A 16631-nucleotide genomic window follows, 5' to 3' on the forward strand; every position below is an offset into this window, starting at 1 on the left:
AACAGAAATATTACCATCTACAAGTCGACTCTGGTGACCTATATAATTGTCCTATAAGAACACGGAGGTGAGCCATTCATGAGTGTTACACTAACAGAGGCTGAACGAAAAACAGCTCACGTCAAGCCCAAGACCAAAGGTAGCGGCCGTTGGAAGCTGATTGTAACTAATTATGATTTATACCTATTATTAGTGCCGGGATTACTATTTTTATTTTTATTCAAATATGCGCCTATGTATGGGATTATCATTGCTTTTCAAGACTTCAATATCTTCGATGGTTTTACAGGAAGTAAATTCGTGGGTCTGGATCAATTCGAGAAGCTCATTCATTCGGAAGAGTTTTATCAGGTTTTCGTGAACACCTTGTTGATCAGTGTTTACAAAATTGTACTTCTTTTCCCAATACCGATCATCATTGCACTTTTCTTGAATGAGGTTCGAAAGGCTTTCTTCAAAAAGACGATCCAAACGATTATCTTTCTGCCGCATTTCTTATCATGGGTCATCATATCAGGGTTATTTATTAATATCCTGTCGCCATCAGGCGGTCTAGTGAACAATGCAATTGAGTGGTTCGGAGGGACCCCGATTTCCTTCTTCCTAGACAACCAATTCTTCCGAAGTGTGGTCGTATTCACCGCAGGTTGGAAGGAATCGGGCTGGAACGCCATTATTTTTATCGCAGCCATTGCAGGTATCGAGCAAGAACAGTATGAAGCTGCTTCCATTGATGGTGCAGGCCGCATCAGACAAATGCTTCATATTACTTTACCTGGTATTATGCCAACGATCGTTCTGATCTTAATTTTACGCATGGGGTACTTGCTTGAAGCGGGTACGGAGCAAATATTGACAATGTACAATTCAGTCGTTTATCAATCTGGCGATGTAATCGGTACTTTTGTTTATCGACAAGGGCTCGGTCAACAGGATTATAGTTTTAGTACAGCTGTCGGACTGTTCAATTCTCTTGTTGGGTTCATCCTGATTATCGCTGGAAATGAACTTAGCAAAAAGCTGATCAAGCGAAGCATATGGTAGGGGTGAAAGAGCATGCATAAGAAAACACTTAGTGATTGGACCTTTGACATTTGTATCTATCTTGTTCTACTGCTTTGCGGCTTAGCTACTTTGCTGCCACTCGCGAATGTTTTATCCAAAGCGATTAGTGATGAATCGGCTGTAGTATCCGGCAAAGTTGGGATTTTCCCAGTCGGTTTCCAGCTAGATACGATGAAATACGTGGTATCCTCCAGCCAGTTCCTCCACTCCATTGGGATATCTCTCCTAATTACGGTTGTAGGTACAGTGATCGCGATTCTGGTAACAGCATTAACAGCTTATCCTTTGTCCAAAAGGCATCTTCCCGGTATTTCCATTATTATGGTACTGTTCATATTCACCATGATGTTTAATGGCGGAATTATTCCGAATTACTTATTAATGAAGAAACTGCATTTAATCAATAGCTTATGGTCGCTGATGCTGCCTGCCCTGATTAGTGTGTTCAATATGCTTGTTATCAAAAGTTATTATGAATCATTGCCAGAGGCGCTTGAAGAATCCGCCAAAATGGATGGCGCTCGCAATTTCACGATTCTTTGGAAAATTGTTCTTCCGTTAAGTGTACCTGTCATCGCAACGATTGCTCTTTTCTATGCGGTCTACTTCTGGAACGATTATTTCCATCCGATGCTTTACATTAATGATGCAAGTCTTAAGCCCTTACAGCTCTACTTGCGTGATATCGTCATGGATGCAGACAGCTCCAGTGCCGTGAACAAAAGCGTTGACGATATGATGAATGTATCAGCGGAAGGCATTCGAGCTGCAACTGTCATTGCTTCAATCATACCGATGTTGCTCGTGTATCCGTATTTGCAAAAGCATTTTGTCAAAGGTGTACTAATTGGATCTGTAAAAGGGTAAATCTGCATTAACGCCTAAGATGCGAGCATCAAGGGTTTAATGATATATTAAACAGAAGACTAGGGAGGTTTACACATGTTAAAAGCAAACAAAAAAGTGATGCTAGTAGCTGTTGCAGCAAGCTTATCGGTAACATCTCTTGTCGCTTGCTCTTCCAAAAGCACGAATACAGGAAGCAGCACAACATCTCCAGGCAGTACAACAGCCGCAGCTACTGCTTCAGCTGGACCTAAACCAGAATTGAAATCGCTTCAAGTATGGCAAAAGGATGACTATAATACGTATCCAGTTGCTAAATACTTGGAACAAGCAACAGGTTATAAAGTGCAATACGATATGCTGCCACAGGACAAGCCGCAAGACAAGCTGAATATCTTAATTGCTTCCGGAGAACCTTATGATGCCATTACGACGGGCGGATCAACAGACTTCAAAGCGTTATATGCAGATTATGCCAAGAAAGGAGCTTTAACGGACTTAGGTCCGTTGATCGACAAATTTGGTCCGAACATTAAAGCAGCCATTGCTCCTTCCGCTTTGGAAGCTGCCAAAATAGATGGGAAGCTATACGCGATCCCAACAACAACGCTCTCTTTTGCAGGTGAAAGTTTGTACATTCGTCAAGACTGGCTTGAAAAAGTAGGAATGAAAGCGCCAACAACGACAGACGAGCTAACTGCTGTTCTTAAAGCCTTCAAAGAGAAAGATCCTGGCGGAAACGGTGACAAGAATATTCCTTTAACGGTAAAGGGTGAAGCTCCGATTATTTCTAACCTTGCCGGTGCTTTTGGTATACCGAATTTTTGGAATGATGTAAATGGCAAGCTAACGCCACGAGTGCTAGACCCTGCTTACAAAGATTATGTGACCTATGTTAGTGATCTGTTCAAACAGGGCTTGCTCGATAAAGAGTTCGCTGCTAATAAAGATGCTACCGCCAAAGAGAAATTCTCAAGTGGTAAAGCGGGTGTGATCATGCTTCACTGGGCTGACGTTCCCGTCATTACAGATGCTTTAGTCAAAAATATTCCTACAGCTAAAGCTGCCTTTATCCCAACTTTGAAAGGGAAAGATGGAAAAACGGGTCTAAGTGCTTCAGCAGGCTTTGATCGGATTACTTTTATTCCTAAAGCTTCCAAGCATGCGGAAGACGCGATTAAGTGGATGAATGCTAAGCTTGAAAAAGATACGTTTAGAACGATGGCAATTGGTGAAGAAAATAAACATTTTACCCTTAAAGATGGTGCTTATACGCCAATTCAACCGATTTTTACCGATGAGCGCAATCAAGCCAACAACTTCTTGACGGGTACAGACGATAGAATCTACCAAACGTATTGGCAAGCTCGTGTTCGTAAGGATATGCGTTTGTTCGACGCTTGGAATTTCATGAATACTCTTCAACCAGCAAATACGAGAGTTGCAGATCCGTTAGGCTTTGCTCCGTTTTTACCTGAATTCTCGAAGAGCTTCCTACAGCTTAACACGATGGTTAGCGACTACACGACCAAGCTAATCTTTGGGGCTGAACCGATAACGGGTATTGAAGCTTTCCAACAAAAATTCAAAACTTCAGGCGGAGACGCAAGTTACAAAGAAGTAAACGATTGGTACGCAACTGCGAAGAAATAATGAGAAGTAAGAGTGTGGAATGATATCAGTAGAGTGTGGCAATATTCCTATGTGTTATTGGAGTATTGTCATATTTTCTTTTTCTTTGTAATTGGGAGCGATTAACTGGAAAACCTACATGTAAATTTCATCAAATCGGCGTATTTTAGAAAATACCTGGAAAATATGAACCTAAAAAACCGTCAGGAATGATTCTCCTGACGGTTTTTATCGTGAGATCAATAAAGGGTAGGAATAGGAGGACAGACTACGGTATCGATAAACCGTGAATCTATGCCATAATACAACCAAAATGAACCAGTCCATCTAAAACCTGATGTTCCGAAGGACTCAACACGAATCGGGTAAAACCAGAAACTATCGCCATTTTTTAGCCATACATAGGTGTACTGATTCACACAATCGATCATATACGAACCAGAAGCTTTTGAAGGAGTATATACTGGCGGAGGAGGCAGTTGTTGTAAACTCATCGTTTCATTCCACTCCCTTAAAAGTAGGTACTTATCATGCATGATTCATAATATGTAGGTGAGTGACCAGTTGTTTGTGCAGATGCCTACCTGTTCTCCTTCGCTTTTTTCCACCCCCATGACAAGTCACAAATTTATGCTATAGTAGAAGAGGCGATTTGTGAAAACGCTTTATAAATTTTACGCTTACTCTCATCACATCCAGCCTTTCAACCATCCCACCTTGCAAGGAGATGTTCCATGTTCAATATCCGAGCCAGGATGAGCACCATCTACTCACGAATCCTCTTGTTTAACATCTTGCTCGTGATCATCCTTTCATTAGCCCCTCAGCTCATTTATATTCATTATTTCTCTACCGCCTATAATCAAGAAATCAATAGACAGAGTACGCAAGATGTCAATAAGCTGAAATATGCCGTAGATGAAACGATCCTAGATCGCGTCATTCGTTTAGTGAATATTTATTTCTCGGATATTCCAAGCAATGAGGTGCTCGCGTATCCGCTCACGCACGATATTAGCGGCAATGGCTACAAGATTGCTGAAGTTAGCAACTTTTTGACGGACATCCCTTACAAGCTGAACTTCTTGCAATCCGTTGAAGTGTGGTATACAGCGGGGAACGTGTATATTAATGATAAATATAGTTCGTATTTGGATTCGGCAGGCTCTCTCAAAAGCTTGGATGAAGCATGGATTAATGTTCTGCGTACCATGACCACCCCGAATCGGTGGCTGCCCCCTCGTGTAACCACACCATCGAATACGTCGGTAATCACTTATCTTTCAAATATTCCACTGATCGATAGCCTTGCGAATCGGCAAGCGGTCGTCGCCATTAATATCAAAGAAAGCGCGATGCACAATCTAATCCAATCCTCTCCAACAGACGGAGAAGTCTTGTTTATTGTAGATGAGTCAGGAAAAGTGCTTGTCCATAGTGACAGCCAATGGGTTGGACAAGATTTCAGCCAGAAGGATTACATCACAACGCTCCTGAAACATTCAGAGTCGGGTACCTTTGAGGCATCGGTGGACGGTGTTCAAAGTGTCGTTTCCTACGCCAAGTCCAAATATAACAACTGGAAATACGTTTCAGTCATTTCAATCGATACCTTGTATCAAAAATCGAAGCAGCTCAAGCATTATCTACTGATCACCACAATTGTTCTACTCACGGTAAGCTTGCTTTTCTCGATCTATATGACCCATTGGGCGAATAAACCGCTGCGCAGCATCATTCAAACAATTCGCAATCTGGGAAGCTCAGATGGCCAAGAGAAGCAGGCCAAGAACGAGTATACGATGCTCCATCAGGTGATCGATCGTGTGTCCCATACCATCACCGATTTGAATCATCAAATGGAGACGAATAAACCGATTATTCGCGATAAGTTTATCATGCGGTTACTGCAAGGCGACCTGGATCAAACCGATCCGCAAGTAGCGAATATGGAGAAGATGCTGCAGCTGCATTTTGACCGAGAGAAGACGGCTTGTATGGCGCTCAAGGTTTTTGGCACAGAGGGAATTGGCCTGAAGAACGAGATGTTGATTCAATACAGTATGCTGCAGCATGTGGAAGAGCTTGGTGATTATTGGATCTGTTCAACGATGGATAACGCAGGCCATATTATTGTACTACTCAATTATTCCCACGTTTTGGAAAAGGAGAAAATTCACAGCAGCATCAGCCAGCAGATGAAAGGTAAATTTGTGCTAGGCTTCGGAAATGAATACGATCACTCCTATTCCAACATCGCTCAATCCTATGTAGAAGCTTGCGAGTGCTTGAACTACGCCTACATCATGCCTGCGGAATCATGCATTGCTTATGATGATCTTGCTATCGCACAACGTAAAGAGCACGGCAGTGGACTGCAAATTATCGAGCAGCTTCCTGTTGCCGTACGCAATCGGAATCAGGAGATGGTATTCTCGATCCTGGATATACTGCGCAAAGCGCTCGTTTCGGGCAGGTATCACATTGATTATTGCCGTAATACGGTGTTTGATGCGATCTCGATCATCCGTACAACCGCCATTTCAATGGAGATTGATTTAGAGCGATTCCTTGGTTATGACATTCGGGATTATGGGCGGAAAATGGACAATGTTGCTGATTTAACGGATTGGCTCACCGGCGTAGCTGTTCAAATCATGGAGTACCACACCACTGATGTGACCGACGATGACCCGGGTACTGCACTCGAACGTCAGATCCTCGCCTACATTGAGCAAAATATTTATAACGAAATCTCCCTATCCTCCTTGAGTGAGGGCATTCATATGAACTCCAGCTATGTGAGTCGAATCTACAAATCGGTCATGGGGTCGAATTTCTCTGAACATTTGGCTGGGATCAAAATGAAACACGCCGAAAGCCTCCTCCGAGAGACGGACTTATCGATTAAAGAGATCGCAGCGAAGCTCGGCTATACGAGCCCCCGTTATTTTGCAAATGTGTTCAAAGAGAACTTTGGCTGTACCCCCAAAAGCTATCGAGACAGCCTCGAAAGCTAGTCTTCCCACAAGAGCTGCGATGCACTTATGCATGGCAGCTTTTTCGTACCCTCCAAAGCAAAAAAACAACACAGGTAAAAAAATCTGTCATCCCACAGCAGAAACACGCCACGAATCCATGATTCGCAACAAGACGTAAAAAAAACAGCACGCCAGTAAAGTTTTTGGGTGTTGTCGATCTCCCTGCATAGGCCGTACGATTAGGGCATCAAATCGCACACAAGATTTCGGAACAGGAGGCATGGAATGGAAAGTAACGCAATCATCGCAGCACGAGAAGTGAAGGAGCGCGTGCTGCCGCAACTCAATAAAGAACGTGCAATCAAGCTGTACTGGAAACAAAAATACTTTTTCTTCATGTTAATTCCCGTCATCGCCTACTACCTGATCTTCCACTATGCCCCCTTATATGGGATTGTGATTGCCTTTCAAAATTACTATCCATTGAAGGGTGTAGCAGGCAGCGAATGGGTAGGGCTAGATCATTTTAAGGAGCTATTCACGGGGCTGTATTTCTTACCAGTACTGAAGAATACCATTATCATCTCTACGTACAAATTGATTTTCGGCTTTCCGGCACCGATCATTCTCTGTCTGATTCTGAATGAGGTTCGTCTTGTATTCTTTAAAAAAGCAGTTCAGACGATCACCTACTTACCGCATTTCATTTCCTGGGTAATTCTCGGTGGTATCGTAATCGAATTTCTGTCACCGACACGAGGCTTGATCAATGCCATCATCATGGAATTTGGTCATAAACCGATTCTTTTCGTGACGAGTGAGACCTACTTTCGGTCCATCCTAGTCCTCTCCTCGATATGGAAGGAAGTCGGTTGGTCGACGATCATCTACCTAGCAGCAATCACTAGTGTGGATCCAGAGCTGTATGATGCGGCGGATATGGATGGGGCGGGGCGACTTCGGAAAATATGGAACATCACGATGCCATCGATTATGCCGGTCGTAACCATCATGTTCATTTTCGCGGTAGGCGGCATCATTAATGACGATTTTGATCAAATTTACAACTTGCTGAATGCCTCCGTTCTCTCGGTGGGGGATGTTATTTCCACCTATACGTATCAGATTGGGCTTGTGAAAGGCGATTACAGCTTCGCAACAACTGTCGGTTTGTTCAAAAATATCATTGCCTTTATATTAATTCTTCTCACCAATTATGTAGCCAAGAAGACCAATGACTATTCCCTATGGTAGGTGATCGCTGCAATGGCAACACAACGTAAGAAAAAGAAACGAACCTTTGAAGATAATTTCGTGGACACGATTGTCTATACGACACTTATCCTGCTAAGTGCGCTGACCATTATCCCCTTCATGCAGGTTGTCACGGTGTCGATGAGTCCGCCTGCGGTGGTTAGCAGCTATGGCTTTCACTTGATTCCCCTGCAATTTGATTGGGATGGTTATCGCAAAATTCTGGCCTATCAGCAAATCTGGACCGGGTATCAGAATACAATCGTTCGCGTCATTCTAGGTATCGTCGTCTCCATGACCTTAATGATTCTTGCGGCCTATCCCTTGTCCAAAAAGAATTTGGTGCATCGCAAGTTTTGGACGATTTTCATGGTATTCACGATGTTTTTCAGCGGGGGCTTGATTCCCACGTACCTCATTGTCAAAGGCGTCGGTCTCTATAACAGCGTATGGGCACTTGTGCTTCCTGTCGCAATTAATACCTTCACCATGCTGATTATTCGCAATTACTTCATGTCCCTCCCAGAGGAAATTCAAGAGTCAGCCCGCATCGATGGGGCGAATGAATTCGTCATTTTAACACGTATCATATTGCCGATTTCTATCCCGATCCTTGCCACAGTGGGTCTATGGACGTTGGTTTATCATTGGAATGAATGGTTTAATGCGATGATCTATCTCAAGGATTCAAAGAAAGCCGTATTACAACTTGTACTGCGCAAAATTATGTTCGAAGGCTCCGAGCCGCAGGCCGTCGAGTCAGCCAATACGATCTACGCCAACACTGACACGATGAAAATGGCTGCACTCATGGTATCCCTGATTCCTCTGCTTGTTGTGTACCCGTTCCTGCAAAAATATTTCGTCAAAGGTGTCATGATCGGCTCATTGAAAGGTTAACCCCAGCCCCCTCACAGGGGATGGTTCACTAACATACATGTCTAGGAGGGTCTAAAAATGAAGCGAAAAGTAATTCGTCATGTAGGCAGCTTTGTGAGCGCAGCAATGTTAGTAGGGAGTTTGGCAGCATGCAGCAGCGGCACAGAGGGCAGTACGACAAGTACTCCAGCACCCGCAGCTACAGGTACAACAGCAACAGCAACAGCAGCAGCTAAGAATGAAACACCGGTCACAATCGAATGGGCAGGCTATAACATCAACGATGTTGCCCCAGATCCGAACTCCGAAGTCTTGCAGGAAGTATCCAAACGCTTTAATGCGAAAATCAATGTCTGGACAGCGGATTCACAGAAATATAGCGAAGTGTTCAACGTCCGCATGGCATCGGGAGAGATTCCGGATATTTTGAGGCTGAAGGGCTTTGAATTATCCAAACTTGTGGACAGCGGGGTAGCGGCGGAAATTCCGGTAGATACGATTAAGCAGAAGGCACCTAACTACTATAAATTAATCATGGACAATGACACCGCAGGATCTGCCTTCCGTTCCAGCACGTATAAAGGCAAAAACTATGGGTTGTCTGCTTTCAATTTAGATGGCACCTACCCGACCAGCCTCGTATGGCGTACGGATTGGCTCAAAAATGTTGGCATCACCAAAGTGCCTGAAACATTAGCTGAGTTTGAGGATGCGATTTACAAGTTTACGAATAATGATCCAGATAAAAATGGCAAAAAAGACACGTACGGCCTCTCCAGTACGGCGATGCAAACGGTGCTTGGTGCCTTCGGACCGATCCCGACGGATGTCATCAAAGGCACAACACCTTACTCAGCCCTTTGGTATACCGTGAAGGATAATAAAGTGACGATGGATGCCATTCAACCAGAAATGAAAGAAGGCCTTAAGCTGCTGGCCAAATGGTACAAAGACGGCGTCATCGATCCTGAGTTTGTAACTGGTGAGAATAAGGGAGGGTACTGGGCGACTTCTCATGCTTTTATTAACAATCGTGTTGGCGTGACGGGTAACGTTATGTACTACCACTGGACACCCCCTCTTACAGAAGGAGATAAAGGTGGACCGGTTTATCAAGAATTCTTGAAAGTGAAGCCAGATGCCAAATATGAGGAAACATGGTCATTCGGTAAAGCCATCAAAGGGCCTGATGGCAAAGCGTATGGTGCGAACATTTGGGGCTATAACAATGAATCACTTGTGATCACGAAGAATGCTGCGAAGGATCCTAGAAAATTGGACACAATTTTAAAAATGCTCGATACACTGGTCACTGATAAGGACTATTACATGTTGGCTAACTACGGTGTCAAAGACAAGGATTATGTCATTAACGCAGACGGCTCTGTCGCTTCCAAACTCAAAAATCCAACTGAAACAGCACAACGCGGTGTGGGTACCTTTGGGATGGTTACGAACAATCCGGATGTGGTGAAGCAGTTGTTCAAAGCCAAATTTGCCGTTGCAGATAAAGTGAAAGGAACAGGCACGCCGCCATCTTATCTGCCAAGCGTAGAGGCTTCTGGCAAGTACACAGCTGATTTGCAGAAGCTGACGACCGAAAATTACATCAAAATCATTACAGGCGAGCAATCCATTGATACTTTTGACGAGTATGTTAAAAAGGCTAGAGCCGCCGGTGCCAACGAGATTGAGAAGCAGTACACCGATGTCATTAAATAATGAGTAACCATTGAATCGAAGACTGTCACATTCGTAGCCAAACTGCAAATGAGGCAGTCTTTTCTTTTATGCAGACAAGGAGGAAATTAGCGATATGAAGTTGACGGATTTCATCACCATATCCGATGTGGAAAATCATATTTTAGGCAAAAGCATGGAGGGACGCATTTTCCCTGCACGGGATGATCGCGAGGCTTGGGCGAGCGTACCCGAGGTCTTACAGCAAGCATGGGTTACGCAAGCAGAGTCGTATCTGAACTACGAATGGCCTGTTTTGCGTGCTACCGCATTCATGGCCTATTTTGAAGAGGGAAGTCGTAAGCCATACGATTCGGTTGAAACAGAAAGACGAAATGCGCTTTGCACACTCCTGATCGCAGAATGCATCGAAGCCAAGGGTCGCTTCCTTCGGGAGATACTTAATGTCGTTTGGCTCTTCTGTGAGCAGACGACGTGGTGCGCTCCGGCTCATCATTATTTATCTCTTCGACCCGAAGATGTCCTTTCTGACTTAGAAGAACATTTGTTCGATCTATCCGCAGGTGAAACCGCTGCATTGCTCTCTTGGACATCTCACTTGCTGAAGTCGCCGCTAGATGAGACTTCTCCCCTCATTAGAGCACGAATTCAGGTGGAGTTGGAGCGGCGAATAATAGCTCCTTATATGAAGCGGAATGATTTCTGGTGGATGGGCTTTGGCGAAAGAGAAGTTAACAACTGGAACCCATGGTGCAATGCGAATATGTTGACCGTCTTGATGCTGCAGGAGTTGGAGCCAGAACGGAAAGCCATGATCTTCGACAAGGTGCTGCGCAGCTTGGATCGGTACTTAGAGGTGCAGTTTGAGGATGGCGGCTGTGATGAAGGCTCGTCCTATTGGGCTAGAGCGGCCGGGATGCTGCTGGTCAATCTGGAGCTTTTGTACCGAGCATCAGACGGTGTACTGCAGGTCTACGATCAACCGTTAATTAAAAAGCTAGGACAATTCGTCTACAACATGAATATTGACGGTTCTTACTATGTTAATTTCGCAGATGGCTCCGCGATCGCTTCACAGGACTACAGCATGATCCACTTATATGGCTCGCGTATTCAGGATGATCAGCTGCGCGCATTGGGGCAGATTGGCTTCCGCACCTATCAGGTGTCTGTTCGAAGCGGGAAGGGAATTTCCTTTTTCCAAGAAATGATCAGCTTGCATAGCTTCGCAAGTATTCATGCGGAGGCGGCGCTGGCCCCGCCACTTGTCCAAGATATGTGGCTTCCGAACCTGCAAGTGATGGCCGCTAGGGAATCCGAAGGTTCGTCGCATGGCCTATTTGTTGCGATCAAAGGCGGTCACAACGATGAAAGCCACAATCATAATGACATCGGTCATTTTGTGGTTTATGTGCATGGAAAGCCGTTCCTGATTGATATCGGGGTGGAAACGTATACCCAGAAGACTTTTAGCCCCCAGCGATATGAGATTTGGACGATGCAGTCTAGCTATCATAGTGTTCCGGTCATCAACGGTTTTGAGCAAAAGGAGGGCCGTTCCTTCCACGCGGAGGACGTAACCTATGTGCACAGCGAAGACGCTGTCCGTTTCGGGATAGAGCTAGCCCGTGCTTATCCGGCTGAAGCGGGTGTTCTGAGCTGGCATCGTAGTCTAACGCTGCATAGAGGGCTGAACCCAGCCATTGAGCTGCGGGAATCGTGCTTGCTTACTGAGTCTACCGATCAAGTACTTCTTCATATGATGTCGAGCCAACTCCCCCAGCATCAAGAGCAGGGTCAGATACGTTTGCAAGATCATGCGAACAATCAGCTCGTACTTTTTTATGAGCATGAGCAATGGGAGGCGGAGTTTGAACACATCACGATAACAGACGAAAGCTTGACGCGGGTGTGGGGCGACAGCCTGTATCGCATCCAATTTAAACTTCGTCATGCCGTACAACAAGGCAATTGGGTGTTTCGGATGGCGGAGCAGTAGGATCAACGCATCCCATCATGAAGGAGGGGAATTATGAAGCTAAGCTTGATCATCTTATTTCTATCTATCTTTGTGACAACAGGCTGCTCCGAGTGGCAAAATCATTCGTTAACGGGTCCCTTACCCGCAACTGTGGCTTATATCAATGATTCCGCGATTGATAAGCGCGAGTTTCAACTTTTTTTAAATGATGCGAAGGCTCAGACTGCTGGCTACTTTAAGCAAACGTATAATGCGGATGACTCATCCTCCTTCTGGACTACAAGCTTTCAGGGGGAGGTGCCGATCGAGAAAGCCAAGCAACTGGCACTAGACCGATTGAAAGAGGTCAAAGTTCAACAGCTTTTAGCCCAGGAATACGGCCTTGTGAGTGACCTTAGCTATACAACCTTTCTCGAGAATTGGTCAACGGAAAATCAGCGCAGGGAAAAGGCAATTAAGAATAATCAAGTCATCTACGGACCTAAGCAGTATGACGAACGAGGCTATTATACCTATGTCTTTTCCAATTTAGTTTTGAAAGTGAAAGCGGCTTTTAAAGAACAGACTGCACCGAAGGGAGGTGACACGGACCTTAGTGGCTTAACGGATGATCAAAAGCAACGCGCGCTAGACGCCAGTTACGCAGAGAAAGTGAAGCAATTGGCAACTGCTGTACAAGTGAGGCTTGTGCAGCACATATATCAAGAAATGATGCTGCAATAAGTCGTGTTATTGATAAGACCACAAATGTAAGCGCTTATATTTTAGGATAGAGGAGAATGAATAATGATAATATCAAAAGCATTTCGATTGTGCCTAGCTGTCGGCCTAATTTTCACACTCCTATTAACGATCGTAGTATCCGTGCCTGCATTATCGACCACAACTTATGCGAACAATACAACCTACTATGTCGATTCGGCCGGAGGCAGTGATAGTAACGATGGGTTGAGCACTGGTGCACCATGGCAAACGTTAACCAAAGTCAACAGCACGACCTTTCTGCCAGGAGATAAAATTCTTTTTAAATCAGGCTCCGTATGGACGGGACAATTGCACCCTCTAGGGTCTGGGGCTTCGGGGTCCCCCATAATCATCGATAAATACGGCACAGGTAATAAACCGATTATTAATGGGAATGGATTAACCGGGGGCACGGTGTATTTTTACAATCAGCAATACTGGGAACTTAATAATTTGGAAGTAACGAACACTTCCGCTTCGGCAGGTGACCGTTACGGGGTCAAGGTTGAGGCGCATGATGTGGGAACCTACAACCATTTTTACATCCGCAATATGTATATTCACGATGTCACAGGAACGAATACTGATGCGCTAAAAGTGACCGGAGGTATCTTTGTGACCGTGTCGGGAACCGCTGTAAGAACCAAATGGAACGACGTTCTTATTGATGGCAATACGATTGAGCGCACAGATCGCACGGGAATTAGCAACGGCAGTTCATGGGGGAACAATGACGGGGCAGGTAACTTTGAGCCCTACACGAATCTCGTTATTAGCAATAACACGCTGAATGATATTGGTGGGGATGGGATTGTTATGCGGGCTTCCATTAATGGTTTGATTCAATATAACGTCGTGAATACAGCTCATGCGAGGGATACACATTATAATGTGGCAATCTGGGCGATCAATAGTACGAACCCAGTTATGCAATATAACGAAGCTTACAATACCAAAACAACAAATGACGGCCAAGGCTTTGACTGCGACTTTAACTTGACTGGCTGTACGGTTCAGTACAATTATAGTCATGACAATGAGGGTGGATTCCTATTGATCATGGGGAGTGGGACGAAGCGTAACGACAATATGATTGTTCGCTATAATATCAGTCAGAACGACCGGGCGCGTATTTTCCAATTCGATAGCAGCTACACCCCGTTGAATAGCCAAATTTATAATAATACGTTCTATATTGGTTCTGGCTTAAGCACAAATATCACAACAGGGATTGGCGGAAGTAATCCGCTCTATTTCAAAAATAACATCGTATTCAATGCAGGTAGCGGCGGCTATTCTGTCAAAGCGAATGACGTCTATGATTACAACGTTTTCTATGGTAACCATCCAGCCAGTGAGCCAAACGATGCTCATAAATTAACGAGTGATCCCCTTTTGGCTGGGGCAGGCAGTGGTGGCATTGGTTTAAGCACAGTCAATGGCTACAAGCTGGGAACAGGTTCCCCTGCCTTGTCCTCTGGGGTTTTGATTAGCAGCAATGGAGGCAAAGACTACTGGGGTAACACCGTCTCATCGTCGACTGCACCGAATCGCGGTGCGTACAATGGTGCTGGTGTCGTCCTGACTACTCCTAATACATGGATAGCTGTAGATGATACGAATGTGAGAGATGGCACTTACGCCACAACGAATCAAGCTGGAACAACGGCTGTTACGGTGGATACGAAGAACGACTTAACCAGCTACAAACGAGATGGTTATTTTAAATTCGACTTCAATAACTATAGTGGATCTGTGACTGCAGCAACGATTACCCTTAAGCCAATTGTAACTGCAATGAGCGGCATCCAAAATGAGGTCGCACTCGTTAGCGACAACACCTGGACAGAAGGTGCCATCACATGGGATACGAAGCCATCTTCGAGTACAGTGCTTGGCACGTATACGATCGTTGCAGGTACGCCAATTACCATTAATGTAACTTCTCAGGTACAAGCGGCCATGTCTACTGGCAAGAAGCTCTCCATTCGCGTGTATAGTACATCTCCAGTGAACTCGAACGGGAATGTTTCCTTTGCATCAAGCGAGAGTATCACCAGCACCGATCGGCCCAAATTAACGATTACACCATAATCGCATAGAGGCTGAGTGCCCAGAACCGTGTCGACAGGAAGTGACGCGGTCTCCGGCGCTCAGCTTTTACTTATTTAGACTCGTCTTCCCTGTTGCTCCATATGCTTGATCTCATTCGCAATAATGCGTACACCCGTGTCGATGCGATCCTCCGATACCCGTGTGATGCTAAGATTCATCAGCGGCAGCGGTTCAAAGCTAGATAAGTAATTGGGAGTAAGGTTTTGAATAATGACCTTCTTCTTTCGCAATCTTTCCAGCAAAAGCGGAATCGGCAAATGAGCAGGGAGTACGATATGCGTGTGTACACCGGACTGGCGGGGGAAAGCCACTGCATAATTGTCCTCATTGTAGGCATGCAAGGATTTGTGCAACTGCTCTAATCGTCTCGAATAAGCATCCCTGATGGCATGTTTGCGCCGTTCAAACATGCCGCTTTGAATATAAATCTCCAAGGCTGCTTGTGAAAGCATGGGGCTGTCGATATCGGAAACCTTTTTGAACATACGGAATACCTCATTCAGAACTGGTGGGAGAACGGCAACTCCGACCCTTAACCCAGGGAACAGGATTTTAGCGTAGCTTTTTAAATAAATGACGTGAGAAGAATCATAGGTGTAGATCGGATCTGATTTCGAATCCAGTTCCAGATCTGCCAAATAATCATCTTCAACTATATACACGTCGTATCGTTTGGCTAGCTTGGCAATTGCTTTCTTTGTGCGCTCAGAGTAGGAGCAGCCAAGCGGGTTATGAAAACGTGGCATCGTATAAAAGAACTTTATGTCCTCCGTACGAAAGAGATGCTCTAAGTGATTTAAATCGATATCTCCTTGAGGTGACCGACTAATCCCGTGTACTGGCAGCTGATAGCTTTCGACTAATTGAATCAACAAATGATAGCTAGGCTGCTCTAACAGAATACCGCGCTTTTTGTTCGGAAAAGGCATCAATGCCAAGATAGAAAGAGCCTGCTGCACACCAGAAGTGATATGAATGTGTTCGGGCTTCGTAAACACCTGATAGTTAGCCAAATGCTTACTAAGCAACCGTAATAAAGAGGGCAAACCCTGCGGCGTTCCGTAAATGAACAGTTCGTTTTTGTACATATCAAAGGCTTTATCTACACAATGTTTAAAATCCAAATAAGGGAACAGCTCGGGATCTGGCGCAGCAGAGGAGAAGTCAAAGACCATATTCTCAGGTAACTGCAGACCATCTCCTCTCTGTTGAACAGCGTAATAGCCGCTTTGTGGAATCGAATAAATGAGATGACGACTTTCCAGATGGGTAAAAGCGCGAATCACGGTGCTCTTGTTGCAAGTGTACTGAAGTGACAAGTCTCTAATAGAAGGAAGTTTCTGTCCAGCTTTGATTTGTCCCTGTTCGAGTTGCTGTTCAATGTCATTCACTATATGCAAATATTTGTACATAAACGTTGAATCTCCGATCTT

At 44.8% G+C, this 16631-nt stretch carries 11 protein-coding genes; 10 read left to right on the forward strand and 1 reads right to left on the reverse strand.

The window, feature by feature from the left end; all coding sequences use genetic code 11:
- Positions 1 to 78: 78 nt before the first annotated feature.
- From ACSQ8P_RS07150 to ACSQ8P_RS07195, 10 genes are all read left to right on the forward strand, one after another.
- The gene (locus tag ACSQ8P_RS07150) at positions 79 to 1044 is read left to right on the forward strand and encodes an ABC transporter permease (RefSeq protein WP_436234573.1); all 966 of its coding nucleotides are present in this window, start codon (positions 79 to 81) and stop codon (positions 1042 to 1044) included.
- A 12-nt stretch (positions 1045 to 1056) separates the two neighbouring features.
- Complete coding sequence (locus ACSQ8P_RS07155) at positions 1057 to 1932, forward strand: carbohydrate ABC transporter permease (RefSeq protein ID WP_436234574.1); 876 nt, start codon at positions 1057 to 1059, stop codon at positions 1930 to 1932.
- Positions 1933 to 2007: 75 nt separating this feature from the next.
- Entirely contained in the window at positions 2008 to 3564 is a 1557-nt protein-coding gene (locus tag ACSQ8P_RS07160) for an extracellular solute-binding protein (protein ID WP_436234575.1), read from the forward strand.
- A gap of 713 nt (positions 3565 to 4277) precedes the next feature.
- Positions 4278 to 6563, forward strand: a complete 2286-nt coding sequence (locus ACSQ8P_RS07165; protein WP_436234576.1) for a helix-turn-helix domain-containing protein — start codon at positions 4278 to 4280, stop codon at positions 6561 to 6563.
- A 246-nt stretch (positions 6564 to 6809) separates the two neighbouring features.
- A complete protein-coding gene (locus ACSQ8P_RS07170; RefSeq protein ID WP_436234577.1) occupies positions 6810 to 7778 on the forward strand; it encodes an ABC transporter permease in 969 nt (322 codons plus the stop codon).
- Between the two features lie 12 nt (positions 7779 to 7790).
- Positions 7791 to 8678: a carbohydrate ABC transporter permease gene (locus tag ACSQ8P_RS07175; RefSeq protein ID WP_436234578.1), complete on the forward strand. Its 888-nt coding sequence runs from the start codon at positions 7791 to 7793 to the stop codon at positions 8676 to 8678.
- Positions 8679 to 8735: 57 nt separating this feature from the next.
- Positions 8736 to 10379 (forward strand): hypothetical protein, encoded by a 1644-nt coding sequence (locus tag ACSQ8P_RS07180; RefSeq protein WP_436234579.1) that lies wholly within the window; start codon positions 8736 to 8738, stop codon positions 10377 to 10379.
- 94 nt (positions 10380 to 10473) lie between these two features.
- Positions 10474 to 12357, forward strand: a complete 1884-nt coding sequence (locus ACSQ8P_RS07185; RefSeq protein WP_436234580.1) for a heparinase II/III domain-containing protein — start codon at positions 10474 to 10476, stop codon at positions 12355 to 12357.
- A 33-nt stretch (positions 12358 to 12390) separates the two neighbouring features.
- A complete protein-coding gene (locus ACSQ8P_RS07190) occupies positions 12391 to 13062 on the forward strand; it encodes a hypothetical protein (protein ID WP_436234581.1) in 672 nt (223 codons plus the stop codon).
- 63 nt (positions 13063 to 13125) lie between these two features.
- Positions 13126 to 15177 carry a CBM96 family carbohydrate-binding protein gene (locus ACSQ8P_RS07195; protein WP_436234582.1) on the forward strand — a complete coding sequence of 684 codons (2052 nt, stop codon included), beginning with the start codon at positions 13126 to 13128 and terminating at the stop codon, positions 15175 to 15177.
- 74 nt (positions 15178 to 15251) lie between these two features.
- On the opposite strand, the gene ACSQ8P_RS07200 is transcribed toward ACSQ8P_RS07195, so the two are convergent.
- Positions 15252 to 16610, reverse strand: a complete 1359-nt coding sequence (locus ACSQ8P_RS07200; RefSeq protein ID WP_436234583.1) for a PLP-dependent aminotransferase family protein — start codon at positions 16608 to 16610, stop codon at positions 15252 to 15254.
- Positions 16611 to 16631: the final 21 nt, after the last annotated feature.

It is taken from the genome of Paenibacillus sp. LjRoot153, from assembly GCF_964253085.1.
Taxonomy (GTDB): Bacteria; Bacillota; Bacilli; order Paenibacillales; family NBRC-103111; genus Paenibacillus_E.

Excerpts from the sequence above, each read along its gene's own strand:
- ACSQ8P_RS07150 (WP_436234573.1), top strand. The coding sequence starts at position 79 with ATGAGTGTTACACTAACAGAGGCTGAACGAAAAACAGCTCACGTCAAG.
- ACSQ8P_RS07155 (WP_436234574.1), top strand. The coding sequence starts at position 1,057 with ATGCATAAGAAAACACTTAGTGATTGGACCTTTGACATTTGTATCTAT.
- ACSQ8P_RS07160 (WP_436234575.1), top strand. The coding sequence starts at position 2,008 with ATGTTAAAAGCAAACAAAAAAGTGATGCTAGTAGCTGTTGCAGCAAGC.
- ACSQ8P_RS07165 (WP_436234576.1), top strand. The coding sequence starts at position 4,278 with ATGTTCAATATCCGAGCCAGGATGAGCACCATCTACTCACGAATCCTC.
- ACSQ8P_RS07170 (WP_436234577.1), top strand. The coding sequence starts at position 6,810 with ATGGAAAGTAACGCAATCATCGCAGCACGAGAAGTGAAGGAGCGCGTG.
- ACSQ8P_RS07175 (WP_436234578.1), top strand. The coding sequence starts at position 7,791 with ATGGCAACACAACGTAAGAAAAAGAAACGAACCTTTGAAGATAATTTC.
- ACSQ8P_RS07180 (WP_436234579.1), top strand. The coding sequence starts at position 8,736 with ATGAAGCGAAAAGTAATTCGTCATGTAGGCAGCTTTGTGAGCGCAGCA.
- ACSQ8P_RS07185 (WP_436234580.1), top strand. The coding sequence starts at position 10,474 with ATGAAGTTGACGGATTTCATCACCATATCCGATGTGGAAAATCATATT.
- ACSQ8P_RS07190 (WP_436234581.1), top strand. The coding sequence starts at position 12,391 with ATGAAGCTAAGCTTGATCATCTTATTTCTATCTATCTTTGTGACAACA.
- ACSQ8P_RS07195 (WP_436234582.1), top strand. The coding sequence starts at position 13,126 with ATGATAATATCAAAAGCATTTCGATTGTGCCTAGCTGTCGGCCTAATT.
- ACSQ8P_RS07200 (WP_436234583.1), bottom strand. The coding sequence starts at position 16,610 with ATGTACAAATATTTGCATATAGTGAATGACATTGAACAGCAACTCGAA.